Here is a 22,546-nt window from a genome sequence, read left to right as displayed (position 1 = left end):
ACACTCCACTTATCCCGCTGTGCAGTTTTTCCGAGCCACCTCTGGCAGGAGAGTTTCATTAACAACTTCAACTTACTACGTTACGCATGGCCGCTTCGCTCTCCTCTGTGATCGAGTGCATGCGAGACATGCATGATCCTCGCCTGATGATAGCTGCCAGCCTCGTCTGCGCGATCGGCATCTATGCCTCCTTCGCGATCGGCCATCATGCGGCTCGGGCGAGTGGATCCGCCCGAACCAAGTGGGGTGTGGTCAGCATTATAGCGAGCGCCGGCACCGCTTGGGCTACCCACTTCATTGTCCTGCTCGCATTCAAGCCGGGCATGCCTGCCGCGTTCGAACCGGTGCTGACCGCCATATCGCTGACCTGCGCCATCATTGGGATCGGCGTCGGCGTTTTAATCGCCATTCGAGTGCGCCAGCGCTGGCAGCAGTTCGTGGCAGGGCTGATCGTAGGCGTGGGAGTGACAGCTCTCCATTATGTTGGACAGGCGGCGTACCTCGTTCAAGGCACCGTCGCATGGAACCTGGGGCTAGTCCTGCCGTCTATCGCTGTCAGCCTGCCTCTTTCAGGCATTGCTATGGTGGCCGTGGCAAGCCGCAATCGGCAAATACGCTCAGCCGGAGCACCGCTGCTGTTCCTGTCGATTGCCTTGCTCCATTTCTGCGGCATGGCCGCGATGACGCTCCATTTCGATGCAGCGAAGCGCTTTCCCAGCAACGCGGTCTCTCCACAGGCTATTACGCCAGTGGTCGCTGGCGTGTCACTCGCCCTGCTCGTGTTGGCAGTTCTTGGCTGGCGGTTTGATCTCGCAGCGAAAGCGAACCTGCGACAGGACCGACGGCGCCTTCGCGAGCTCGCCGACGTAGCACTTGAGGGTTTGCTGATTTGCCAGGGCGATGTCGTTGTGACAGCCAACGACAGCGTTGAGCTTTTATCCGGTCACGCGGCAGGCTCGTTATCAGGCGGCTTCGTAAGCTCTCTGCTGCCGGGCCTCGATATCTCGAGCCTGCCAGAACGTGAGGAGCGGGAGATGAACCTCATTGGCGCTGACGGACAGGAAGTCCCGGTCCGCGTCCTGCGTCGTGAGGTAGCCCTCGGCCACAAGGTCCAAACTGTCATCGCGGTCAGGGATCAGCGTGAGCGCCTGAAGACCGAAGCAAAGATGCGGCTACTGGCGTTCACCGATCCCTTGACCGGCCTTACCAACCGTACGAGGTTTTTCGATCTTCTCGCCATTCACACAGCATCGCGTCGCAATCGCGACCAGACCAGCGCCGTGCTGATGCTTGGTTTGGACCGCTTCAAGGTCGTCAACGATACGCTCGGACACGCAGCGGGAGATATCGTCCTCGGCATGGTCGCGGATCGCCTGCGATCTACCTTACGAAGTGACGATGTATTTGCTCGTTTGGGCGGCGACGAGTTTGCCGTCCTGCAACTGGCTACTGACGAACCCGACGCAGCCGAAGCGCTGGCGGAACGCGTCGTCAAGGTGATCGAAGCACGCGATTTCATGCTCGACGGACAATCGATTCATCTGGGCGCGAGCGTGGGTATAGCAATGGCGCCGGACGACGGCGACGACCCGGCAGAGTTGATGCGGAACGCCGACCTTGCACTTTATGCCGCCAAGGCAGATGGTAGGGGGCGGTTTCGTCGCTACGATGTATCCCTCGACGAGAAAATGCGTGAGCGCCGAACCCTTGAGGCGGGGTTGCGGCTCGCGCTTGCTAAAGGGCAGATGGAACTACATTACCAGCCGCTGGTGGACGCCATAACGGGACGCATCACGTCCGCCGAGGCTCTCGTGCGCTGGAACCATCCAGATCGCGGCTTGGTGCCACCGGCCGACTTCATTGGCGTCGCCGAGGAAACGGGCCTCATCGTGTCACTTGGTGAGTGGGTTGTAAGAACGGCGTGCGCCGAGGCGGCGACATGGCCAGAAGACATTAGTGTCGCGATCAACCTGTCGCCTGCTCAGTTCGGCGAACGGTCGCTCGTCACCTCAATCGTCGCAGCTCTCCATTCTGCCAACCTGGCTCCGTCCCGCCTTGAGCTGGAGATTACCGAAGGCGTTTTGCTATCAGACGAATGTGGGACGCTCGAAACGCTGAATGAGCTCAGATCTCTAGGCGTTCACGTCTCCATGGACGATTTTGGGACCGGCTACTCGTCGCTGAGCTACTTGCGCAAATTCCCATTCGACAAGATCAAGATAGACCAGTCGTTCGTGCGGCAGTTACCCTATGATGCAGAGAGCGCAGCGATCGTCCGTGCAATTATAACAATGGCCAAATGTCTTGGCATGTCCACGACTGTCGAAGGTGTCGAGACGTGCGAGCAGTACGATTTCTCAGTCGCAGCCGGCTGCGACACGATCCAAGGCTATCTGATAAGCCGGCCGCTAGATCGCGCCGGCTTGGCCTCCCTCATCACGAAGGCTAGCAAGGCTCCACACCCATCGGTGGCCACCTGAGTGGCAAGTTCCCAAACCAACTGTCGTTCGTGGGACGCCGTAAGCTTGGCGTCGATCAGTGTCAGTGCGCATGTCCAACTGGACCTCCAGATGTACCATAGCCCCCGATCAGTGCATCTTATTAAACCCTCTTGCGCTTATATGTACATTCATGCGCACAGGTAGTTTACAGCGGCACGTGCTTTCACGTATCCGGCGACTGATTGCCGAGCACATCGACGCAACGATCGATACGGCCGCGCGTGAGGGTCAGAAGATCGCACCTGTCCGTATCGTCGTGGTTCTGCTGGCAGCGGTCCTTCTTGCCGCCAACATCGACGAGCGATGGGCCGCCCTTTGGATGATCGTTGGCCTATCAAGCGAGATCGCGTCCTATCGCGCTCGGCTGGTGCTCGGACGTAATCCGGCCCGCCCGGTGCGCATGCGTCTCATCTATCTGCTGACGGCAGCGTCGGTGTCGTTAGCTTGGAGCGGGATGCCGTTGCTATATTGGATAAATCATGTGCCCGGGTTCGAAGCTGTGTCAGTTTTAATCCTTACAGCACAACTAATCCACGCACAGGCGTTCACCTATCGTTCGGTTCCGTTGTTGCTTATCGTCGGCGGCATTCCGTCCGCAATGCTGCTTACATTACCTTGGCTCGAAGAAACGCTCCCCAGTGTTCAGTTCTTCACAATCGTTTTTGCAGCGTTGCTTGCTATCGGCTACGTTATATCCAGTGTGAACGCCAACCGAAAGACGGCACAGACGCTAAGGACGGCACAGGACGAGCTTGAGTACTTTGCCTACTTTGATGCTCTTACGTCGCTTGCCAACCGGCGCATGTTCACCGAACATCTGCGTCGGCTGATTACCCTGTCAGGTCGGCACGGCACGCGCTTTACCCTACTCCTGATCGATCTCGACCGGTTTAAAGACATCAATGATACGCTGGGCCACGACGCCGGCGACGCGCTGCTGGTGGAAATCAGCGCACGACTGCGTCGCGCGGTCCGCGCCGACGACCAGGTGGCAAGGCTGGGCGGCGACGAGTTCGCCGTCATCCTCCAAGGCGCCGACAACGCTGACGAAATTAAGCGGATATGCATCCGCATTGCAGACAGTTTCGCCGAAGAAGTTCGATTTAACGGTAAGGGAATGATAGCAAGTACCAGTGTCGGAGTCGCTGTATTTCCAGATGACGGCGATCAGGAAGAAATTCTGTATAAATCGGCGGATATCGCGTTGTACGAGGCCAAGCGCGGCGGTCGCAACACATGGCGCTATAGCGCTGCCACCTGTATCGGCGGGTGATATCGAGGGGGAGAGCGCTCTTCGGTAGCCCAGAATACCGATGAGCACCCTTCGCGAGCGGCTAGCGGAACAATCCCGCCGCTGCCCGGTCGAACGGACCTGCCAACGCAACTTTTTCCGAAAGCCGTTCCCGAATTGGTCTTCACCAAACTCGTAGCCGAACACGAAGAAATGGGACCGCGCAGCAGTCTCATTCCCCCAAAACAGTCAAGGCAGTCAACCGTAAATCAATCGCTACTCAGTCGGTTTCGCTCGTACCGCCACCGTCGTCGGTCGACCTCCATTTTCCCTCTGCCACTTCGTCATCGGCAGTGTCGGTGTCGATCGCCTTTTCGTAGGCAGCACTTTCATCTGCGATACGCGCATCGAGGCTCGTTTCAGCTGTTTCCTGGAAATCGTCCGGGCTTGGATCGGACGGTTCATGGTCGGTCATGGATTGCTCCTTCGCGGCGGTTGGACTTTGGTCAGCCAGTTATTCAGCGTCCTCATCGGTATCCATGTCATCGCGGCCTGCCTTTGCGAGATCCCCAACCTTATGGTCGCCGCCAGTTTCACCGGTCTGGTCGCCGGTCGTCGTTCCGGTAGGGTTCTGCTTTTTGATGTCCTCGGCGGGGCTCGCGCCCTCGTCGGAGTTCGGTTCGCTGTCAATCATGATCCGCTCCTTTGCTGGGATAGTAATACGCGCCAAGCGGGAGGGCAGGGCCGACTTCATCGTCCTATCCCACATCAACCCCTCGGGGGATTCCGCTGATTGAACTTGCACTCAGGCATGTGGCTCATCGCCATTACGTGTGACGTGGCGCTCGCGTAAGCGGGCAAGCTTGTCGTCAATATCCTGATTGTCGAACGTTTCGTATGAGGTATTTTGCGTCACAGGCATCAAGTGCCGCTCCAATCTAGAGCTAGGCGCTCGGGAAGCGTCTGCCTGAAAGGCTGAACGTACGCGCAAGGCACACTTCCTTAGTCTTTGTACACTTAGGCTACTGTAATAGATATGCGACGGTGAGTGGATGCGAGGGCTGCCGACAGGCAGGAACGCAATTTGATCTGGCGATGGCGTTCCAGCCGATCGTCGACTTGAAGACCGGACGAGCCTGGGCCTATGAGGCCCTCGCGCGCGGCCCGAACGACGAAGGTGCTGGCGAGGTGCTCGCCGCCGTCACGCCAGAGAACCGCTACGCTTTCGATCAACAGTGTCGCGTTGCCGCGATCACGCAAGCTGTTAAAGCCGGGATTGTGAAGACCGGCGCCTTCCTGTCGATCAACTTCCTGCCGAACGCTGTCTATTCGCCCGTCGCCTGCATTAAGCTGACGCTGAAGACTGCGGCTGCGGTCGGTTTTCCCACTGAGCGGCTGATCTTCGAGTTCACTGAGAACGAGGAGATGATCGACAGCGGCCACGTCGCCAACATTGTCGATACGTACCGGCGCATGGGGTTTTCGACTGCCATGGACGACTTTGGTGCTGGGCACGCCGGGATCGCCCTGCTGTCGCGCTTTCAGACTGACATCGTGAAGCTCGACATGGCGTTGATCCGCGATCTCGATACCAGCATGCCGCGACAGATGATCGTCGAGGGGCTGGTCAGGATGTTCGAACGGATGGGCATCGCAGTTGTTGCAGAGGGCATCGAGACGCTCGGCGAGTACGAGGCGCTGTGTTCGATCGGCGTACGGTTTATGCAGGGGTATTTATTCGCGCGACCTGGGTTCCAGACCCTGCCAGCGTATGAACTGCCCCAAACCAAGCTGCGCTAGCAGTGACCTGCTCCCCAGAATTCCTGCCATTGGTAAGTTAGCTCGTCAGATGGATGACCTGCTACCCGTTCTTGGACCACCCGACTGGGCGTCATCCAGTTCCTGCCGGCCAGGGCGGGCCATGTGCCGCTGACCGGTTCACAAGCGTTATCGGCGGCTTGTTGCCGATCGCGCTATGTGGCCGCACCTCGTTATAGTCTCTACGCCAAGTCTCGCATTTTCCGACCGCGTCGTCGAGGCTCATGAACCAGTGCTGGTTCAGGCATTCTGCCCGGAACTTGCCGTTGAAGCTCTCGATGAAGGCGTTGTCGGTCGGCGTGCCGGGCCGAGAGAAGTCCAGCGTGACGCCCCTCATGTACGCCCACAGGTCGAGGTCCCGGGAGACGAACTCGCTTCCCTGGTCCACCCGGATCGAGGCCGGATAACCGAGTTCGCCGCACACGCGGTCCAGGACTTCGATCACGTCGGGCGCCCGGAAGCTGAACCGCGGCACCACCGCCGGCGAGAACCGGCTGAACGTGTCGATCACCGTCAGGATGCGCAGCTTCGATCCCGTCGCCAACTGGTCATGGACGAAGTCCATCGCCCACACTTCATTCGAACAAGACGCCGCGCAGCGGCCTTCTCTCAGCTTCGCCTTCACCCGGCGCTTGGGTGGCTTGTGCCGCAGCTGCAGTCCCAACTCCTTGTAAGCCGATAAACACGCTTCGCGTTCACGTCCCAGCCCTCCCGCCGGAGCAGCACATGGATTCGGCGATAGCCATAGCGCACACGCGTCTCGGCGATCTCCTGTATCCGCTTCTTCAGATCGGCCTGATCCGCGCGGCAGCCACGATAGTGGTAGGTCGATCGCTCCGCCCGAAGCACACTGCACGCCCGCCGAATACTGACGGACCAGATGCTCCGAATGTCATCGACGAGCTGGCGCCGCCGATCAGGCCTCAGAGCTTTCGCGAGACGACATCCTGCAACATTGCCTTGTCTAGACTTAGGTCGGCCACCAGCCGCTTGAGCTTCGCGTTCTCATCCTCGAGCTGCCGCAGACGCCGCATCTCTGATGGCATCAGCCCGGCGTACTTCTTACGCCACGCATAGAATGTCGCGTCGCTGATCCCGGCTTTGCGACACACCTCGCCGATCGTCGTGCCGTCCTCGGCCTGCTTCAAAATAAACGCGATCTGCGCCTCGCTGAACTTCGATCTCTTCATCGTTGCCTCCGTCACCTGGCCCTCAATCCTAAACTGGAATTTTCCAGCTCAAAACGGTCCAGGAAACGGGCAGCAGGTCACGCACATCCTCCATATTCATGATCCGCCCAAACTTATCCATGGTCGATCCTCTTATTGCTGTGCCTCAGCGCGTGGGCATCGTTGACCCATATGAGCATTGCTTGCTCCGCCCCGGCCATAATCGGCAAACGTACCGTATTGTGACCGTTTCCCATTACGGTAGCCGCTACTCTTCGCAGCAGAGAAGATCGTTCTCCCCCAAACTACAGCTGCGCACCCGGTCGGATCATGCCAACTCGCCGTCGATGAGGCGATCCCGACAAAGCCATCTTCTTACATTTGCACAACTTGTTTACCATGGGTCAGGCAGAGTGGTCTCGAAGCGAGGGTGGCAGTCTGATGAACCGCGGCGATACTGGACAGGGTAGGGAAGGCGGGACCTTGCTGAATGATGAGGCGGTCTCGGCGCGGGTCAAAACGTACAGCCGAGATGGCGCATTCGGCAGCGACCTTACGTCCCTTTGGGAAGATGCGGGCCACGCGGTCCTGGGCGCCACACGGCGCCACTGGGAAACCGTCGTCGCGCTTACGCACAATGAAGGTCTGTCCGCCTCGCAAAGAGTCGAGATGATCGAGTCCGCAATGGACGAAATGCGCTTCAAGCTCAGTGCTCCGTTCGATGATGCGTGGATCAGGCGCGTAGGAACTCTTGGCGAGACTGTATTTCGCACGAAAGTGCCGTCACACATGGTGGCGATCGGATTGTCGCGACACACCGAGCTTATCATTGAAGCCTTGGAGACGTTGTATGAGGATGATCGCGAACGGCTTAATCACCATTGCAGAACAGTCCGGCAACTCGGGATGGTGGAGTTGGAGTTGCTGCTTACCCAGGTGCGCTTGTTGGACCGCGAGCGAGCAGCCGAGGAGCGCGGCGCACAGGGTGAACTGTTTCGGGACGAAGTCGCGCATCAGCTTAAGACGGCACTGGACGACTCCGCTCGGCTGCGGAGCCGGTCGGATGCGGCGGGCGCAACAGCAGCCAAGATGCGTAGCGAAGCCGGCGAGATTGCAAGCTCAGCAAGCCAATCGGCTGTGGCCATGGGAGAAGCCGCTCGCACGGCAATCGATCTATCTTCCGCCATTTCTGCTACGCAAATCGAAATTGCAGGAGCAGCGGAAATCGCGATCAAGGCCGCCGACTCGTCGGTTCAGGCCCTCGCCTCGTCTGAGGGCCTGTCGCAACACGCGCAGAAAATCGATTCAGTGGTCAGCCTGATCCGGGCGATCGCAGGACAGACGAACCTTTTGGCCCTAAATGCAACCATTGAAGCAGCCAGGGCCGGTGACGCAGGACGAGGATTTGCGGTCGTGGCGCAGGAAGTGAAGAGCCTCGCTAGCCAAACTGCAAGAGCGACCGAGGAAATCGCAACACAAGTCTCGTCCATCCAGGCGGCGAGCTCTCAAACGGTTGAGGCGAACAGGTTTATTCGCGACGCGATCGGCGAGATCGAGGGGCAGGCACATCGCATCCGGCAGGCGATGGGAGCGCAAGGCCATGCGACTTCGAAGATATTGGCCACGGTCGAGGAGACAGCCTCATCTGCCAATTTCATGATGATCACGATGAAACACATTGGCGAACGCACCGACACGGTCGAACGCGAGATTCGCAGCATCGCCGAGAGCTCGCGCGATGTGGACGGTGATTTGAATTCGCTACAGAGTCTAACGGCTGACTTCGTCGCGCGGGTCTCCAGCTGACCGCTTCCGGTCACGACTGAATGGCGGGTTTATCGGAGCATACGGCACTCACGGCGTCAGCTCAGCAATGACCTGAACCGCCCTGGGGTCTGCCGGAGGCCGTGGGTTGTGAGTCACGCCGCCATAGGAACCGACCCCGGACTGTCCTTATGGCTGATGAGGCGAAGAGCGATCGCGCGGTCGAGCAGATTCTGCACCTTCAGCCCCAGCTTGCGCGCAAGCTTGTCGTTGCGCGGCCATACGATCGGCGTCGAAGCCGACCGCCAATCTTCGGGTCTCGTCCAAGCAAACAGGACATCGACAAGCTGCACCACGCTCGGGGGAATAGCGAGATAGGCGGCGGCGCGCTTAAAGGCGGCGAGCGCCTGACCCGGGCCGCTGCCCTCGGGCAGGCCGCGAAGTGCCTGGGAGAGCTGGTCGGCAGAGGCCGCCGCAGTGTCAAAGCGGCGGAAGCCTGCGCCGGGGTGATAGGCATAGGTCATCGTTCGGTAACTTCCTTTGGAGCCCGTGCGGACACAACACTGCGTGGCGCAAAACGCGCGTTTCGCTCGTGAATTTGGGAGGTAAACGCTAGGAAGTGACTTCCACCTCGCTCCTAGTGATCCGGCCGAAGGCTGTCCTTTGCCAAGTGGATCTTGGGAAGCCGTTGGCGTCGGTCGAAAGCCTTCAAGGGTATCCGCTTTGGCGAACCGACCTGGGACATGATCCTCGATCTCTACATCGCCGATCGCGAGGGGCGCCGCGTCGATGTCTCAAGCCTCTGTCTCGCCAGCGGCGTCGCACCTACGACGGCCAATCGCTATGTCGAGTTGCTCGCCGACGACGCTCTGATCTCCAAGGTCGCCGATGCCGATGACGGGCGTCGTTCTTTCATCGGTATCAGCGGCACGCCGCGCGCCGCGATCGACGAGTGGCTAGATCAGGCTGAAGCGAGCTTGAGCGTCGCTGGCTGGACTGGCCCGTCGAACACTCAATCCGATCCGGATTGAGAGGTCGATCACGCGCGGGCGCAATATACCACGTCGAACAGGCTCGGTGAGGGACCTACGGGGCAGCGAGAACCCGACGGAGTAGCGCGAGTGCACTGGGCGAAGCGAGGAAGCGAGGCAGCCGCGGCCGGCCGATTGTCGTTGGTAGCGAGAACCCGCGCCATGTTTGTAATTATCTCAAATCGCCCGGTATCCGTGCTCACGAACGGCTGTTTAAGAGTGCGGATGTTTGATGACCTGGAACCTTCCGAATTAACATAGTTTGGGATCGGAAGGGTGCCAACGGTTCACAATCGAAAAAACACACGGAGAAAAAATGGAACGCTTGTTCCCTCGCGCCTTGCTGGCGTGCATCGGTGAAGGTCGGTCGCCCGATCTGGAAGAACTCTCGGCGATGGCAGATAAAATCGGCCGTGAAGCCTTTCCACACCGCTTTTCGGCGGACGATCGTCGCAAAGCGATCAACATCGCTCGCACAGCCCTCGCGGGCCAACAGCTTTCGGCGTAGTGCTTGGCTGTGAATAGCCAGCGATACCGCATCCATCGCTACAGAGAGGGTTCGTCAAATGCTTGATGCGAGCACAAGCTGCGACGTTGATGGCGTCATCATAACCGGCGAACTTGATTGCCGCCCCTCCCGCACACCCGACTACCAATCCGAAAGTCAGGCACTCACTTCACTTGCCGAAGCAATGGGCAGCCGTCCTGACACGGTGCTCCAGCGTCTGGTCGAGGTAGCGATCGAGTTGACACACTGCGATTCCGCAGGGATCAGCCTGTTGGAACCTGGCGGAGAGCAGGGCACTTTTCGCTGGGTTGCTTCGGCTGGAGCCTGGTCGCCATATCGCGATGGTACCATGCCGCGCGAGGCGAGCCCATGCGGCGAGGTCATAGCGCGCGAAACGGTTCTGCTCATGAATCATCCGGAGCGCGCGTTTCCAGCACTCCTGCAAGCGGAGCCCGGCATCCACGAAGGATTGCTAGCGCCTTTTCACATCGACGGAACGCCAGCCGGGACGGTTTGGGCGATCAAGCATAGCCCCGAAGGTCAATTTGAGGCCGAAGATGCGCGGCTCATCAAGAGCCTCGCGCGGTTCGCATCGGCGGCCCATCAGGCGATCGAAGCAAGGCGGGCGGCGGAAGCGTCGCGTGACGTGGAATCGGCCGGGCGTGCTCAAGCCGATGCACGGCTTGCGACAGAGCTATCGGACGCCAAAATGCTGCAGGAGTTAAGTGGCCGGCTGATAGGTGAATACGAGCCGCAGGCAATGTATGGACAGGTTGTCGACGTAGCAGTTGCGCTCATGAAATCCGATGCGGCGAGCATTCAGATTTTCAATCCGGCCGACGCAAACCTCCAGCTCGTTGCATTCCGCAACTTCCACGCTGAGTCCGCGGCGTTCTGGCAGTCGGTCGATGCGGCTTCCGCCACGGCTTGTGGCACAGCCCTCCACGACCTCCAGCGAAGCATCGTCGAGGACGCGGAAAATTCGCCAATGATGGCGCGAACGCAAGATCTCGAGGAGTTTCGCCGATCGGGCCTCCGCTCTTGTCAATCAACACCGCTAATCACGCGCGCGGGCCGCTTGATCGGGATGATCTCGACGCAATGGCGCGACCCACGCATGTTTGCGGAAACTGATTTCGCGCTATTCGACATTCTTGCCCGGCAGGCGGCAGACCTGATTGAGCGGATGCAATCGGAAACGAAGTTGCGGGAGAGCGAGGCGCGGTTTCGCGCGCTGGCAACAATTGGCTCATCATCGGTCTATCGCATGAGCCCGGACTGGCGCGAGATGCGCCAACTTGACGGGTCCACCTTTCTTGCCGACACCCACGCGGCGACGGCGGACTGGGTTGACGCCTACATTCCGCTCGACGAGCGCCCCAGGGTCCGCGTAGCGATCGACCGCGCGATCGCCGCCAAGGACGTCTTCGAGTTGGAGCATCGCGTGCTGCGTGCGAACGGCACGGTCGGATGGACGTTTTCACGCGCTATCCCGTTCCTCGACGACGTTGGGGAAATCAGGGAGTGGTTCGGGGCCGCGACGGACGTAACCGCTCGCGTGAAGGCGGATCAGAGCTTCACCCGGTTGTTCCAGGCATCCCCCGCACCGTTCCTGGTTCTCAAGCCGGACGCGCCGCATTTCACTATCGCCGATGTCAACGACGCCTATTTGTCAGCTACCATGCGAACGCGTGACGAGGTGGTCGGGCGCGGAATTTTTGATGCTTACCCTGACAACCCGTCCGACGAGACCATAGGAGGCGTGAGCACCTTGCGGGCCTCGCTCGAGCGAGTACTCGCTTCACGGGAGCCAGACACGCTCCCCAACCTTCAGTACGACGTCGCAAGGCCAGACGGCACGTTCGAACAGCGCTGGTGGAGCCCGGTCAACTCAGCGGTGCTCGATGACGACGGCGAGGTGGAAGCCCTAATACACAACGCCAATGACGTGACCGAGCAGCGCCGGATCGAAATCGAGCTTCGTGAAAGCGATGAACGGCAGGCATTCCTGCTACGCTTGAGCGATGCGCTGCGGGCGGAGCGATCCGCTGGTTCCATAGCGAACCGGGCGCTCGTGATGCTTTTCGAGCAGATGCGGCTCGATCGCTGCTACATTGGAATCTACCGGCCAACCGAAGGCATAAGCGACGTTCCCCATCAGGTGCATGACGACCAACTGCCTCCATTGCCCGCTCAGGTACGTTTGTCCGATTCTCCCGAAGGCCTTCAGGCCTTGTTCGATCCGACTCTGGTTATCGACGAGATCGCGAAGAGGGAGGGCCTTTCGGACAGCGAGCGCGCTAATTTGACTGGCCTCGACGTGGGCGCCTTGATCAGCGCGAGTGTACGCGAAGCCGACAGCGGCCCGCTTTGGGCGATCTGCGCCGTTTCGACCCGCCCTCGTGTTTGGACACCGGGCGAAGTCTCCCTTGTTAAAGAGGTCGCCGAACGCACTTGGACGGCGGTCGAACGCGCGCGGACCGAGGTGGCCCTTGCAAATAGCGAGGCGCGGTTCCGCAAGATGGCAGACGCAGCGCCTGTTCTCATATGGGAAACGGATGCGACCGGAGTGGTATTCGTCAATGCTAACTACCTCGATTTTTTCGGGGTCAGCGTCGATGAGGTTCGCGGCATGGGGTGGGCGAAGTTCCTGCATTCCGAAGACGCCGCTGGCTATCTCGCGGCGTACGGGCAGGGTTTCGAAAGGCGCGAGGCCTACGTCTTCGAATGCCGTTTTCGCCGTTCCGACGGGCAGTATCGCTGGTTGCGAAACAGCGGGGTGCCGGTAGGTGAAAACCACTTCGTAGGTAGCTCAACGGATGTCACCGATCTGCTCGAAGCTCAGCAGCGGGTGATGGAAAGCGAGGCGCGGTTCCGGCAATTCAGCGATGCGTCCACCAATATTCTCTGGATCAGGAACGCGGCAACGATGCGAATGGAGTTCGCAAGTCCCGCCTTCGACACAATCTACGGGATAGCTGGCCCGGAACGCGGAGGGGACCCAAGCTTGCGAAATTGGGCGCGATTGATCGAGCCGCAGGATCGCAAGCGAGTTCTGCGCAACTTCAAGCGCATTCGCGCCGGCGAGCGCGTCGAGCAAGAGTTTCAGTTCAGGCGCGCCTCGGATGGGGCGTTGGGTTGGATGCACAACACCGACTTTCCCCTGTTTGACGGGACCGGGAAGGTCGCCTGGGTCGCCGGCCTTGGGGCTGACATTACCGATGCCAAGGAAGCGGTCGATCGCCAAGGCGTGTTGGTAGCAGAGCTACAGCATCGGACCCGCAACCTGATTGCTGTAGTGCGGTCGCTTTCTGATCGCACCCTCGGCAACTCCGGATCGCTTGAAGACTTCGGCAAGCGCTTCCGGCTCCGCCTTTCTGCGCTCTCGCGTGTCCAAGGGTTACTTTCTCACCTTGCGGCCGGGGAGAGGGTTATGTTCGACGAGCTGCTTCGCACCGAACTTGCTGCTCATGGTTTGATCGACGGCGCGGCGAACAAGGTCACGCTCGATGGCCCTGCCGGGGTACCGCTGCGCTCGGGTTCGGTCCAGACTCTCGCGCTCGGCCTTCACGAACTTGCGACGAACGCCGTAAAATATGGGGCGTTCATGGCTCCAAATGGGCACCTCACTGTGCGCTGGCACGTCGAGCCGGAATCGGGGGATGAGCCGCCTCGTCTCCATGTTGAGTGGCAGGAGAGCGGTGTCGAAATGCCTCTTGTTGCCGTCCCTGCTCGCGGAGGCGGGTATGGTCGCGAACTGATAGAACGTGCTCTGCCCTACCAGCTGAAAGCGAAGACGACTTACGAACTTGGGGATGATGGGGTACGCTGCACCATCGCTGTTCCGATCTCCCGGACAGCAAGCGAAGGAGTTTCGGGCGGTGAATGAGACGCTGTTGCGAGGCCGACATATCCTCCTGGTCGAGGACGAGTATTCATAGCTGATGCCATGCAACGGGGGCTGGAGGAGTTTGGCGCGCATGTCGTAGGACCCGCCGCCTCGGTCGATGATGCGCTGGGATTGCTCGACAAGACCTCTGTGGATGGCGCAATCCTCGATGTGAGTCTTGGTTACGAAGGCGTGTTCCCCGTTGCCGAAGCCCTCATGAGCCGCAGCATCCCATTCGTCTTCGCGACCGGCTATGACGCCTCGGGCCTGCCTCCGAAGTGGCGGCACATCGAGCGCTTCGAGAAGCCAGTGGATCCAACCACTGTTGCTCGGACTCTACTCGGCGACGAGGCGCGCTAACGCCGCAATCACTTCGTCGGCCCCTACCGGCTTCTGGCACATCGGCACCTTGGCGAAGCGAGCCGGAATATCACTCCGATCGTAGCCAGTCACGAACAGGACCGCGACATTTCGCCTGATCAGGGCATCCGCTACATCGTAAACCTTGTCACCATCGAGCGCGATATCGAGCACGGCCATATTGATGCGCTTCTGCTCGACAAGCTCAAGTGCCTGAGCGAGCGATGGCACCGGACCCACGATGCTAATGCCTTCCTTGTCGAACCCTCGCGCCAGGTCATCCGCCAAGAGATATTCGTCCTCAACGATCAGCACGCATCGATCGTGCAATCGCTGCGCTGCCTCCTGGTGTTTCGGTTCTACCTCGCGCATGCCACGGTCCTAAGGCAGCGGCGTGGTTAAGGATAGCCCATTGTCCTTGGTGCCTCCCTCCGAGAAGGCTCCCGTTTTCGATAGCCTAGCAAGTCCGAGCTGCCTCCGTACGGCTTCACGCCTGTTGCAGGTTCGCCTGACACGAGCTGGCGCGCATGGGAATTGAGGGGGCGACGTTGTGAGCCGCGATAATCAGCTCTCCGTACTCTCGAGCGTAGATTCGGACAAGAATGGAAAACCACGCCCCGAATTGAATGGAATGATCCCGGTCGAAGCACTGAGCCTCCGGCGGATGCTGAGACAGAGTTTAGTAGAGATGTCCAAGGGGCTGTGGTTTATGGAATCAACGGAACAGCGTCTCTAAAAACTGAAAGCGACGGTTGGAGTTGTCGTATTCAAGTGCCTATGAATTGGGTAATTAGCTCACCCGGAGATGGCGAGCAGAGGTAGAACTTGCGCCTTGCTCGTTCTATCTGACATATTCAGCATAGCTATTTTCGGTAATAGGAAGCTAAGCGCCTGTCTGAAGCTCCGACGTTTTCCGATAATTGTCGGCACCGTTATAAGTTGGATCATAATAACGGCCTGCCAAAGCATGGTGGGCGTTCACTGCTGCTGGATGGTTGGCCCTTTTGGCAAGTTCCAATTCCGCTTCCGCTCGCCCCTGAAAATACTGTTGGTCTGTGTCGCCCACGCTCGCGCCCTTCCTTTGAAGCGTTAGGCCTGCACCACTTACCTGATTCGGGAATTATGCTATGTTAATCACAGGGGTCTGGCAGGCGGGAGCCGCGTGTGGAGGATCGAATTGCGAACGGTTAGGCGTCGGCCGTGCGATACACTGGCGGGGGGCTAAGAAAGCGCCGTACAAACCGCTCGGAAGCCCAGCAACGAGAGCGGCTCAGGCCGCTAAACAGCCTTTCGGAGCGGCGCCGGCTTTTTTTCGTCCGGCAACATTTCACGAAGGTGTCTGTGGACGGTCTGCTTGTTGAACGGCTTGGACAAGAACGTGGCCTTGTCGGGCATCTCCCCGGCTTTCGGCAGGACGTGACCGGAGGCAATGACAATCTCGATGGCAGGCCAATGTTTGGCAACATGGCGCGCAAGTGCGAAGCCATTCGTCTCACCCGGCATCTCCACATCGGAAAACAGGAGCGTGATACTCTCCCACTTCTCCGATAGCATGAGCTTTGCTTCATCCCCGTCAAAGGCCTCGTAATACCGAAAACCGGCCTCTTCGAGGATGGTCGTCGTGTCCATCATGATTAGCGGATCGTCGTCGACAACGAGGGCGTAGGGGACTTTCGAAAGGGGCATACCGTTCAAACCCATTTGGGTTGACGAAGTTGCCTTATGTAAATTCTGCCCGGACATATTTTCTCACGAGTGGCCACCCGGTGTGGTGCGCCAGAGTCGCGATGACGCTGCCGCGCGCATCACGCGGACCCACGGCTTTCCGGAAACGCCACAGTGAAGCAGGCTCCAGGCCCTCCCGCACGCGGCACTGCTGAAAGTTTGCCATCAAGTTGCCGGATCAGCGACGTGATTACACGCATACCGAGGCTACCGCCGGTAGCAGCCGGATCGAACCCGGGTGGCAGCCCGTCGCCTTGGTCGCAGACCGAGAGTATCTGCTCACCAGCGGCGCGGCGGTAGCTCACGGAGATCTTGCCCTTGCCGTGCTTGGCGGCATTGGTCACCAACTCGTTGACGAGTAGCCCAATCGGCTGGATCAGCGTCGTAGGGACATTCCCCTCATCGCCATCCACCTCGACTTCACGATCAAGGATCGAGGCCAAATCGCCACACAGTCGGCGTAAGAAAGTGATGCACGACACCTCGGCCGCATCGCCTGCATAGAAATGACGATGAACCTGCGCCACCGCCGCAACGCGGTTCGCTGCTATCCGCAAATGCGACGCGGCCTCACCGACATCCGGCGAGCGGCTCTGCATCATCAGTAGGCCCGAGACGAATTGGAGGCTGTTCATCACCCTGTGGTCGATTTCCTTGGCCATCAGCTCCGCCTGGCCGACCGCGCGGCGCGCCGAAAGTTGAAGCTCCATCTGGTCCATCACCACCGAGGCGAGATCCTTGAGATCCTCAATCTGCGCTTGCTCTATGGGCCGGGCTTCCTTGTCGATAATGCACAAGGTGCCAAGATTGTAGCCGTCGCTGCTGGTCAGCGGCACGCCCGCATAGAAGCGCAGGCCGAACTCGCTGGCGACGAGCGGGTTGGCGAGCGAACGGGGATCGATGCTCGCATCGTTGAGGATATGTGGCACGTCACTCAGGATTGCCGAGGCGCACAGTCCAGGATCGCGGCCGATCTCGCTGATCGGCACGCCATGGTGTGACTTGAACCAGATTCGATCCTGGTCGACTATGCTGATGATCGCGATAGGCACACCGAAGCGACGCGCGGCTAGCGCGGTGATGCGGTCGAACGCGCCGTCGGGTGGCGTGTCGAGAATATCGTAGCGTCTAACCGCAGCCATGCGCTCGCGTTCGTTATCGGCAATAGCGTTCGAGAAATTCATGCCATCACTGATACTATGCGAAGGTCGAGGGCGCCACTCCTTCGCCGTCTCGTACGGAGTCTCGATATAGCATCAACAAAAGCGCCGATATGCAGGCTGCTTGCCCGGGTAGCCTTCCCGCTGGGCGCGCTGTAACACGGGACGAAGTTCGCCATCGAGGGTATCTCCGAGGCGTTGCACTACGAGCTCGGCGTGCTCGGCATTCGGCTGAAGGTGATCGAACCCGGAGCGATGAAGACCGACTTCGCCGGACGGTCGTTCTAATTCAGCAATGACGAGTCGATCGCAGAGTATCAGCCCCTGGTCTCGTTGGTCATCGCCGCGTTCGGCCCGTTCATGGCGAACGGCTCTTCGCCGGAGCAGGTCGCCGAACTGGTTCACAGCGCCGTGACCGACGACAGCGACCGGTTGCGCTATGCGGCCGGCGATGACGCCAAGCAGATTCTCGCTCACCGCCAGTTAGCCAGCGACGACGCCTTCTTCCGGCATCAAGGCACAGTTCGGCATTGCCTGACCACCTCAGCAGGGCGGCCCTGATTCCGGGTGCCGTATAAGACCCTTAGCGCCCTACATAGGCGGCAAGCTCGTCGGGCGTGCCCTGCGGAAAGGCCTCCCGCAGATATTCGAGGAAGGCTGACACGCGCGCACTCAGCAAGCGGCGTGTCGGATAAAGCGCCCAAAGCGCTGTCTGAGGCCCTTCGACGTCACCCCAATTTACCAGCGTGCCCGCGGCCAGATCGTGGCTGACGAGCGACAGCGGGAGACGTGCGATGCCGACGCCCATCCGCACCGCGTCCCGGACCATGACGAGCGACGACAGGCTGAGAACGGGATCGACCGCGATGCGCGTTTTTCCGGCCGGCGTCGTCACCTCCCATGGCTTTGCCTGGCCGATCGATCCGCGCACGACCGCTGGAACGGGGGCACCGGCTATTCGGCGGCGCGCGCTATGATCGTCCGAGTCGACGCGCCGCTCTGGTTCGGGCCGGCGAAATTCGTCGCCACGGCGGCGACCGCTATCGCTGGGCTGCCGGGCGGGATATTCGCGCCGTCGCTTGCGGTCGGGGCAGGGGTCGGCAATCTGCTGCGCCAGATATTCCCGGCGAACCGGCCAGTGCGGTCGTGATCCTCGGCATGGTCGCCTATTTCGCCGGCGTCGTCCGCGCGCCGCTGACCGCGGTGATCATCCTGTCGGAAACGACAGCCAGCCGCGGGCTGATGCTGCCGATGTTCGCCACCGCCTACATCGCCGATGCCGCCAGCCAGTGGGTATGCCGCGAGAAGCTGTATCACGGACTGTCGCAGAGTTTCGCGATGCCCGGTCCCGCAAAGGTCTAGGGACCGACATCGATCGCCTTGGCCTCGGCACGTCTTGCCGACGCCTTTGCGAACCCGAGCTGCTCCGCGACCGAATCGTTCCAGCCATAGGGATCGGTCCTGAAAATGACTCTGCCGTCGTCGGCGGCATAGACATTGTGGTAAAGCAACCGCACGGGAATTCGCCGCGGCAACGGGACGAAAATCATGTCGCCGGACGCGGTTGCGGTCTGCCATGCCTCGGCGACGCCTTCGTCTTCCGCGATCATCTGCGCGAACCCAGGCGCATCCTCGACGCGCACGCAGCCGTGGCTCAGATGCCGCTGGCTGCGATCGAACAGGGCCGGAGCGGACGTGTCGTGCAAATAGATCGCTTGATCGTTGGCCATGTCGAACTTGACGAGCCCCAACGCATTGTTCGGTCCCGGTTGCTGGACGATCCAGCCGTCGCGCATCACCATGTCATGCGCCTGGAGATAGTCGTCGCCGACACCCGCCATCTCGCCGTTCTGTATCGACTTCGGGATCGTCCAGGTCGGGTTCGCGACGAGGCGGTAGATCGGCGAGGACAAGGGCGGCGTTTCGTGGCTCGGTTCGCCGACGATGACTTTCCGCGTATCGACGAGCGCGCCGTCCCGGTAATAGCGCAGTTGGGCGGCGGCGGTGTTGACGTCGATACGCGTCGTCGCCGGCGTGCGGTCCAACCACCGCCGCCGTTCGAGTCCGACCGCCAGCGCACGCGCGCGGTCGCCCGCACCCAGGTTCAGGACCTTCAACGTCTCGGGACCGACCACCCCGTCCGCAGCGATGCCGTAATCGGTCTGAAGCCCCTTCAAAGCGTCGGAGATCGACTGGGTATAGAGTGGCGCCGCAGGTGAGCCGGCTGCCGGGGCGGACGTGTCTGGAGATGCGGGCAGATACCCGCTTTCCACGAGTTGCTCGACGATGGCCGAAACGCGCGCATCGCGGTCGCCGACGCGGATAACGCCGGCGGGAATGACCAGCGCCGGCGTCGCGGCGGACGCCTTAGCGTTGAAGGCGAGATAGGCGTCCGACAGCTGCCTGTATTCGGCGTCTTGCGGGGCGATGCCGTCGAACCACGCGGCGAGACCGTTCCTGGCAAGCGCGCGGACAAGACCGGCGGCGAGGTCCGCCTTCGGACGCGGTAAGGTGTACACTGTGTACAGCGATGTCGGATCGACGCGGCCATGGGCAAGCGCCCCTCCATACTCGAGCGCCGCCTTGGTCCGGGCGGCGTCCCCGTCATCAGCTGCCGCGCCGTCGGCGGGTTTCCTCAGGAAGTCGATATGGTCGAGACCGTGCTTGGCGCGATCGGCAAGCACCTGGTCGAACGCCATGACGTTCGTGCTTGACCAGGCTCCAGGCTGTCCGCGTGCTGCGCTGGTCGTGACGTCTCCGGACGCCGTGACAGCGGGTGAGGTTTCAGTGGTCTGGGCGATGGCCCCTCCCGCGCAAGCCAACCCGCCAAGCGCTACTATCAGATACGGCATTGCGCCACGGCCGAGCCGGGCTCGCGATATTTCCTCATTCATGCCTCATGAAACGCGCCAATCTTAACATGGGCTCGGATCGGCATAGCGATAACGGGTCGACCGTTGCCGCGAAGCGCAGTCGATCGAGGTGCATCGCCCACGGCCTCAACCTGTGTGGCTCATCGTCCAAGTCGCTAACGTCGCTCCCGTCGCGGAGTTCTCGATCCGGACGTCGTCTATCACCGCAGCAATTGTGCAGATCGGCCGCTGGTCGACGCCGCCGGGTTGTACGCAGCGCACGGGGCCACCGGATACCGCGCGGTCGAGCCGGCCGGTAATGCGCAGGCGAAAGCCCCGCGATCCGTCGAACTTGGGCACACGCTGCACCGTCTCGAATGCGCGTCTCCCATTGCCGAGCGCACCGTCGCCGCCAAACGTCGCGATCGCCAACGTCTGACCCGGCAGCGTTACCGGCTCAGTGCCGGTGGGCGCGGCCTCACCGACACGCACAGGGCAGCGCTCGTTGGTCGACCACGGGCGATTGATCCAGAAGCCGGTCGCGGTTGCCGCTTCGTCGCCCTGACGGACGTGCCAGTCCGCACCGCTCCATGTGACCGGTGTCGCCGACACGCGCAGCGTGCCGGTGCCGGCGTCATATTCCCACCCCATCGCGGTCGCGGCGGGATCGTTTGGACCGGCGCAACCGAATGGCAGCACGAGGTCGAACTGACGCCCCGCCGCCGAACCGACGTCACCGGGCGCCGCCTTGCCGGATGCAAACGCGTCGGCGGCGGTATTCGCCAACGCCAGAAGGTCGGCGCGGCCGAGCACCATCGCTGCCGCTTCGGTCGGTTGCGGCGACGGAGCAGGCGTGATGGTTTTGGGTGCTACGGTCGCGACCGGTACCGACAATGGCACGCTCTCCCGGCCGAGCACGAACCCTGCCGTTCCCACCGCAATCGCTGCAGCCAAGCCACCACCCAAAGCGAGACGGCTGGATCGGGGGCTGGGTTCGCGCATGGCGGCACGATAGCGATAATCGCACGCCGCTCCACACCGAATGCGCAGGACGGGACGTTGACACCGCGCGCGTCCCGTCCGACGCATTCGCTGCCATGCCGTTCGACCAAGTCCTGACGCTCGCCGTCCTCGTTGCGGTCGTCGCAGCACTCGTCTGGGACAAGGTACGCGCCGACGTCGTCGCGCTCACCGGCGCCGCGGTGCTGCTGATGGCGGGCGTCGTCCGCCCGGTCGCGATGCAGGGCGCCTTTGCAAGCCCGGCGATCGTCGCGCTCGCCTCGCTCTTCGTCATCGCCTACGCGCTCGAGCTGTCGGGTCTGCTTGACCGCGCGATAGAGCGCGCCGTTGCCATGTGCCGCCGGCTCGGCACCGCGGGCATCTGGCTGCTCCTGTCGATGATCGGCAGTGTGTCCTGCTTTCTGAACTCGACACCGATCGTTGTTCTCGGTGCCCCTGTGGTGCGCGACGTGGCGGTGGCGCTTGGCCAGAGCCCGAAGCGCTACCTTATCCCGCTTTCCTACGTCACGATCCTGACCGGCTGCTGCACGCTGATCGGCACCTCGACCAACCTGCTGGTCGACGACATGGCGAGCGTCGCTGGACAGCCACGCTTCGGCATCTTCGAGGTTACGCCGGTCGGCCTGCCCATGGCGATCGTCGGCGGGCTCTACCTTTTCCTCTTCAGCAACCGCCTGCTCGGGGGGCGCCACGCAAACGAGGTGCCGGACGGCGGACCCGCTTCGGTCGACACGACCCGCATCGCCAGTGCGTCGGTCGGCGATGCGGGGGTGTTCGCCGAGCACCGCCCGCTTCAGCCGCGCAAGGCGATCGCGGCCCTGGCCGTCTTCGGCGGCGCCATCGCGCTCGCCACGGCAGGGGTCGCGCCGATTGCCGCCACTGCCTTCGCTGGCGCGGTACTTCTCATCCTGTTGCGGGTCATCAGCGCGGACGAGGCGTATCGCGGCCTGAAGCCCGAGATCCTGGTGCTGGTCGCCGGCATGGTCGTGATCGGTACGGCGATGGAGGAAAGCGGCCTTGCCGCCGGCATCTCCGAGATGCTGATCGCCAGCGTCCATGGTCTCGACCCCCTGATCGCCCTGGTCGTGCTCTACATCGTCACCATGGTGCTGACCGAGCTGCTGTCGAATGCTACCGTCGCCGTGTTGGTGACGCCGATCGCGGTGGCGCTGGCGGACAGCCTGTCGGTCAGCCCGCGTCCGTTTCTGGTCGCGGTGATGATGGCGGCGAGCGCGGCCTTCGCGACACCGTTCGGCTATCAGACCAACGTCATCGTCTATCAGATGGCAGGCTACCGCTATATGGATTTCGTCCGCGTCGGCCTGCCGCTCAATATCATCACCTGCGCCGTTGCGGTGGCCGCGATCCGCATCGTCTTCCCGTTCTAGACCGCCGGATCGGCCTTCGGCCGCGCGGCACCGACGCTGCGCAACAGTGCGTAGCCCAGAAGACCCGAGACGAACGAACCGGCTAGCACACCAAGCTTCGCTTCCGACTGCAGGATCTGGCTCCCCGGGA

At 61.1% G+C, this 22,546-nt stretch carries 20 protein-coding genes and 2 pseudogenes; 11 read left to right on the top strand and 11 right to left on the bottom strand.

Annotated features, from left to right (window positions below; all coding sequences use genetic code 11):
- Nucleotides 1-86: 86 nt before the first annotated feature.
- Together U1701_RS16355 and U1701_RS16350 are read left to right on the top strand one after the other, a co-directional pair.
- A complete protein-coding gene (locus tag U1701_RS16355; RefSeq protein WP_332783648.1) occupies nt 87-2,480 on the top strand; it encodes a bifunctional diguanylate cyclase/phosphodiesterase in 2,394 nt (797 codons plus the stop codon).
- A gap of 151 nt (nt 2,481-2,631) precedes the next feature.
- Complete coding sequence (locus tag U1701_RS16350; protein WP_332783647.1) at nt 2,632-3,774, top strand: diguanylate cyclase domain-containing protein; 1,143 nt, start codon at nt 2,632-2,634, stop codon at nt 3,772-3,774.
- A gap of 238 nt (nt 3,775-4,012) precedes the next feature.
- Here the strand turns inward: U1701_RS16350 and U1701_RS16345 are convergent, their stop codons facing one another.
- Together U1701_RS16345 and U1701_RS16340 are read right to left on the bottom strand one after the other, a co-directional pair.
- Nucleotides 4,013-4,207 carry a hypothetical protein gene (locus tag U1701_RS16345; RefSeq protein ID WP_332783646.1) on the bottom strand — a complete coding sequence of 65 codons (195 nt, stop codon included), beginning with the start codon at nt 4,205-4,207 and terminating at the stop codon, nt 4,013-4,015.
- A gap of 39 nt (nt 4,208-4,246) precedes the next feature.
- The gene (locus U1701_RS16340) at nt 4,247-4,426 is read right to left on the bottom strand and encodes a hypothetical protein (RefSeq protein ID WP_332783645.1); all 180 of its coding nucleotides are present in this window, start codon (nt 4,424-4,426) and stop codon (nt 4,247-4,249) included.
- A 350-nt stretch (nt 4,427-4,776) separates the two neighbouring features.
- Between U1701_RS16340 and U1701_RS16335 the strand changes: the two genes are divergently transcribed.
- Nucleotides 4,777-5,532, top strand: a complete 756-nt coding sequence (locus U1701_RS16335) for an EAL domain-containing protein (protein ID WP_443026082.1) — start codon at nt 4,777-4,779, stop codon at nt 5,530-5,532.
- A gap of 91 nt (nt 5,533-5,623) precedes the next feature.
- On the opposite strand, the pseudogene U1701_RS16330 reads toward U1701_RS16335, so the two are convergent.
- Nucleotides 5,624-6,740: pseudogene (locus tag U1701_RS16330) on the bottom strand (IS3 family transposase).
- Nucleotides 6,741-7,160: 420 nt separating this feature from the next.
- Between U1701_RS16330 and U1701_RS16325 the strand changes: the two are divergent.
- Nucleotides 7,161-8,525, top strand: coding sequence for a methyl-accepting chemotaxis protein (locus U1701_RS16325; RefSeq protein WP_332783643.1), 1,365 nt, complete (start codon nt 7,161-7,163; stop codon nt 8,523-8,525).
- Between the two features lie 113 nt (nt 8,526-8,638).
- Here the strand turns inward: U1701_RS16325 and U1701_RS16320 are convergent, their stop codons facing one another.
- Nucleotides 8,639-9,007: a helix-turn-helix domain-containing protein gene (locus U1701_RS16320; RefSeq protein ID WP_332783642.1), complete on the bottom strand. Its 369-nt coding sequence runs from the start codon at nt 9,005-9,007 to the stop codon at nt 8,639-8,641.
- 219 nt (nt 9,008-9,226) lie between these two features.
- On the opposite strand from U1701_RS16320, the gene U1701_RS16315 reads away from it, so the two are divergent.
- From U1701_RS16315 to U1701_RS16300, 4 genes are all read left to right on the top strand, one after another.
- Complete coding sequence (locus U1701_RS16315) at nt 9,227-9,514, top strand: winged helix DNA-binding protein (RefSeq protein WP_332783641.1); 288 nt, start codon at nt 9,227-9,229, stop codon at nt 9,512-9,514.
- 316 nt (nt 9,515-9,830) lie between these two features.
- Complete coding sequence (locus U1701_RS16310) at nt 9,831-10,022, top strand: hypothetical protein (RefSeq protein WP_332783640.1); 192 nt, start codon at nt 9,831-9,833, stop codon at nt 10,020-10,022.
- A 58-nt stretch (nt 10,023-10,080) separates the two neighbouring features.
- Complete coding sequence (locus U1701_RS16305) at nt 10,081-13,911, top strand: PAS domain-containing protein (protein WP_332783639.1); 3,831 nt, start codon at nt 10,081-10,083, stop codon at nt 13,909-13,911.
- A 60-nt stretch (nt 13,912-13,971) separates the two neighbouring features.
- A complete protein-coding gene (locus tag U1701_RS16300) occupies nt 13,972-14,271 on the top strand; it encodes a response regulator (RefSeq protein ID WP_332783638.1) in 300 nt (99 codons plus the stop codon).
- On the opposite strand, the gene U1701_RS16295 is transcribed toward U1701_RS16300, so the two are convergent.
- From U1701_RS16295 to U1701_RS16280, 4 genes are all read right to left on the bottom strand, one after another.
- On the bottom strand, nt 14,248-14,643 hold the full coding sequence (locus U1701_RS16295) for a response regulator (protein WP_332783637.1): 396 nt from the start codon (nt 14,641-14,643) through the stop codon (nt 14,248-14,250). The genes U1701_RS16300 and U1701_RS16295 overlap by 24 nt on opposite strands.
- 511 nt (nt 14,644-15,154) lie before the next feature.
- Nucleotides 15,155-15,337: a hypothetical protein gene (locus U1701_RS16290; RefSeq protein ID WP_332783636.1), complete on the bottom strand. Its 183-nt coding sequence runs from the start codon at nt 15,335-15,337 to the stop codon at nt 15,155-15,157.
- Between the two features lie 212 nt (nt 15,338-15,549).
- Nucleotides 15,550-15,957, bottom strand: coding sequence for a response regulator (locus U1701_RS16285; RefSeq protein WP_332783775.1), 408 nt, complete (start codon nt 15,955-15,957; stop codon nt 15,550-15,552).
- Nucleotides 15,958-16,076: 119 nt separating this feature from the next.
- Nucleotides 16,077-17,180 carry a sensor histidine kinase gene (locus U1701_RS16280; RefSeq protein WP_332783635.1) on the bottom strand — a complete coding sequence of 368 codons (1,104 nt, stop codon included), beginning with the start codon at nt 17,178-17,180 and terminating at the stop codon, nt 16,077-16,079.
- 309 nt (nt 17,181-17,489) lie between these two features.
- Between U1701_RS16280 and U1701_RS16275 the strand changes: the two genes are divergently transcribed.
- On the top strand, nt 17,490-17,717 hold the full coding sequence (locus U1701_RS16275) for a hypothetical protein (RefSeq protein ID WP_332783634.1): 228 nt from the start codon (nt 17,490-17,492) through the stop codon (nt 17,715-17,717).
- A 22-nt stretch (nt 17,718-17,739) separates the two neighbouring features.
- Here U1701_RS16275 and U1701_RS16270 read toward each other — a convergent pair whose 3' ends face one another.
- Nucleotides 17,740-18,087 carry a LysR substrate-binding domain-containing protein gene (locus tag U1701_RS16270; protein WP_332783633.1) on the bottom strand — a complete coding sequence of 116 codons (348 nt, stop codon included), beginning with the start codon at nt 18,085-18,087 and terminating at the stop codon, nt 17,740-17,742.
- A 15-nt stretch (nt 18,088-18,102) separates the two neighbouring features.
- Between U1701_RS16270 and U1701_RS16265 the strand changes: the two are divergent.
- A pseudogene (locus tag U1701_RS16265) lies at nt 18,103-18,518 on the top strand (chloride channel protein); the annotation flags it as partial.
- On the opposite strand, the gene U1701_RS16260 reads toward U1701_RS16265, so the two are convergent.
- Together U1701_RS16260 and U1701_RS16255 are read right to left on the bottom strand one after the other, a co-directional pair.
- Nucleotides 18,515-20,008 (bottom strand): L,D-transpeptidase family protein, encoded by a 1,494-nt coding sequence (locus U1701_RS16260; RefSeq protein WP_332783774.1) that lies wholly within the window; start codon nt 20,006-20,008, stop codon nt 18,515-18,517. The pseudogene U1701_RS16265 and the gene U1701_RS16260 sit on opposite strands and share 4 nt — an antisense overlap.
- A 147-nt stretch (nt 20,009-20,155) precedes the next feature.
- Nucleotides 20,156-20,962: a hypothetical protein gene (locus tag U1701_RS16255; protein WP_332783632.1), complete on the bottom strand. Its 807-nt coding sequence runs from the start codon at nt 20,960-20,962 to the stop codon at nt 20,156-20,158.
- Between the two features lie 143 nt (nt 20,963-21,105).
- Between U1701_RS16255 and U1701_RS16250 the strand changes: the two genes are divergently transcribed.
- On the top strand, nt 21,106-22,416 hold the full coding sequence (locus U1701_RS16250) for an SLC13 family permease (RefSeq protein ID WP_332783631.1): 1,311 nt from the start codon (nt 21,106-21,108) through the stop codon (nt 22,414-22,416).
- The last annotated feature ends 130 nt before the right edge of the window (nt 22,417-22,546 follow it).

The sequence above is a fragment of the Sphingomonas rhamnosi genome, assembly GCF_036663615.1.
Taxonomy (GTDB): domain Bacteria; phylum Pseudomonadota; class Alphaproteobacteria; order Sphingomonadales; family Sphingomonadaceae; genus Sphingomonas.
The sequence above is the reverse complement of the archived record's forward strand: the minus strand, read 5'-3'. Positions and strand labels throughout refer to the sequence as shown.

Coding starts and splice junctions, on each gene's coding strand:
- U1701_RS16345 (WP_332783646.1), bottom strand. CDS start 4,207: ATGACCGACCATGAACCGTCCGATCCAAGCCCGGACGATTTCCAGGAA.
- U1701_RS16320 (WP_332783642.1), bottom strand. CDS start 9,007: ATGACCTATGCCTATCACCCCGGCGCAGGCTTCCGCCGCTTTGACACT.
- U1701_RS16350 (WP_332783647.1), top strand. CDS start 2,632: ATGCGCACAGGTAGTTTACAGCGGCACGTGCTTTCACGTATCCGGCGA.
- U1701_RS16300 (WP_332783638.1), top strand. CDS start 13,972: ATGCAACGGGGGCTGGAGGAGTTTGGCGCGCATGTCGTAGGACCCGCC.
- U1701_RS16280 (WP_332783635.1), bottom strand. CDS start 17,180: ATGAATTTCTCGAACGCTATTGCCGATAACGAACGCGAGCGCATGGCT.
- U1701_RS16250 (WP_332783631.1), top strand. CDS start 21,106: ATGCCGTTCGACCAAGTCCTGACGCTCGCCGTCCTCGTTGCGGTCGTC.
- U1701_RS16315 (WP_332783641.1), top strand. CDS start 9,227: ATGATCCTCGATCTCTACATCGCCGATCGCGAGGGGCGCCGCGTCGAT.
- U1701_RS16310 (WP_332783640.1), top strand. CDS start 9,831: ATGGAACGCTTGTTCCCTCGCGCCTTGCTGGCGTGCATCGGTGAAGGT.
- U1701_RS16285 (WP_332783775.1), bottom strand. CDS start 15,957: ATGCCCCTTTCGAAAGTCCCCTACGCCCTCGTTGTCGACGACGATCCG.
- U1701_RS16260 (WP_332783774.1), bottom strand. CDS start 20,008: ATGCCGTATCTGATAGTAGCGCTTGGCGGGTTGGCTTGCGCGGGAGGG.
- U1701_RS16355 (WP_332783648.1), top strand. CDS start 87: ATGGCCGCTTCGCTCTCCTCTGTGATCGAGTGCATGCGAGACATGCAT.
- U1701_RS16295 (WP_332783637.1), bottom strand. CDS start 14,643: ATGCGCGAGGTAGAACCGAAACACCAGGAGGCAGCGCAGCGATTGCAC.
- U1701_RS16305 (WP_332783639.1), top strand. CDS start 10,081: ATGCTTGATGCGAGCACAAGCTGCGACGTTGATGGCGTCATCATAACC.
- U1701_RS16340 (WP_332783645.1), bottom strand. CDS start 4,426: ATGATTGACAGCGAACCGAACTCCGACGAGGGCGCGAGCCCCGCCGAG.
- U1701_RS16325 (WP_332783643.1), top strand. CDS start 7,161: ATGAACCGCGGCGATACTGGACAGGGTAGGGAAGGCGGGACCTTGCTG.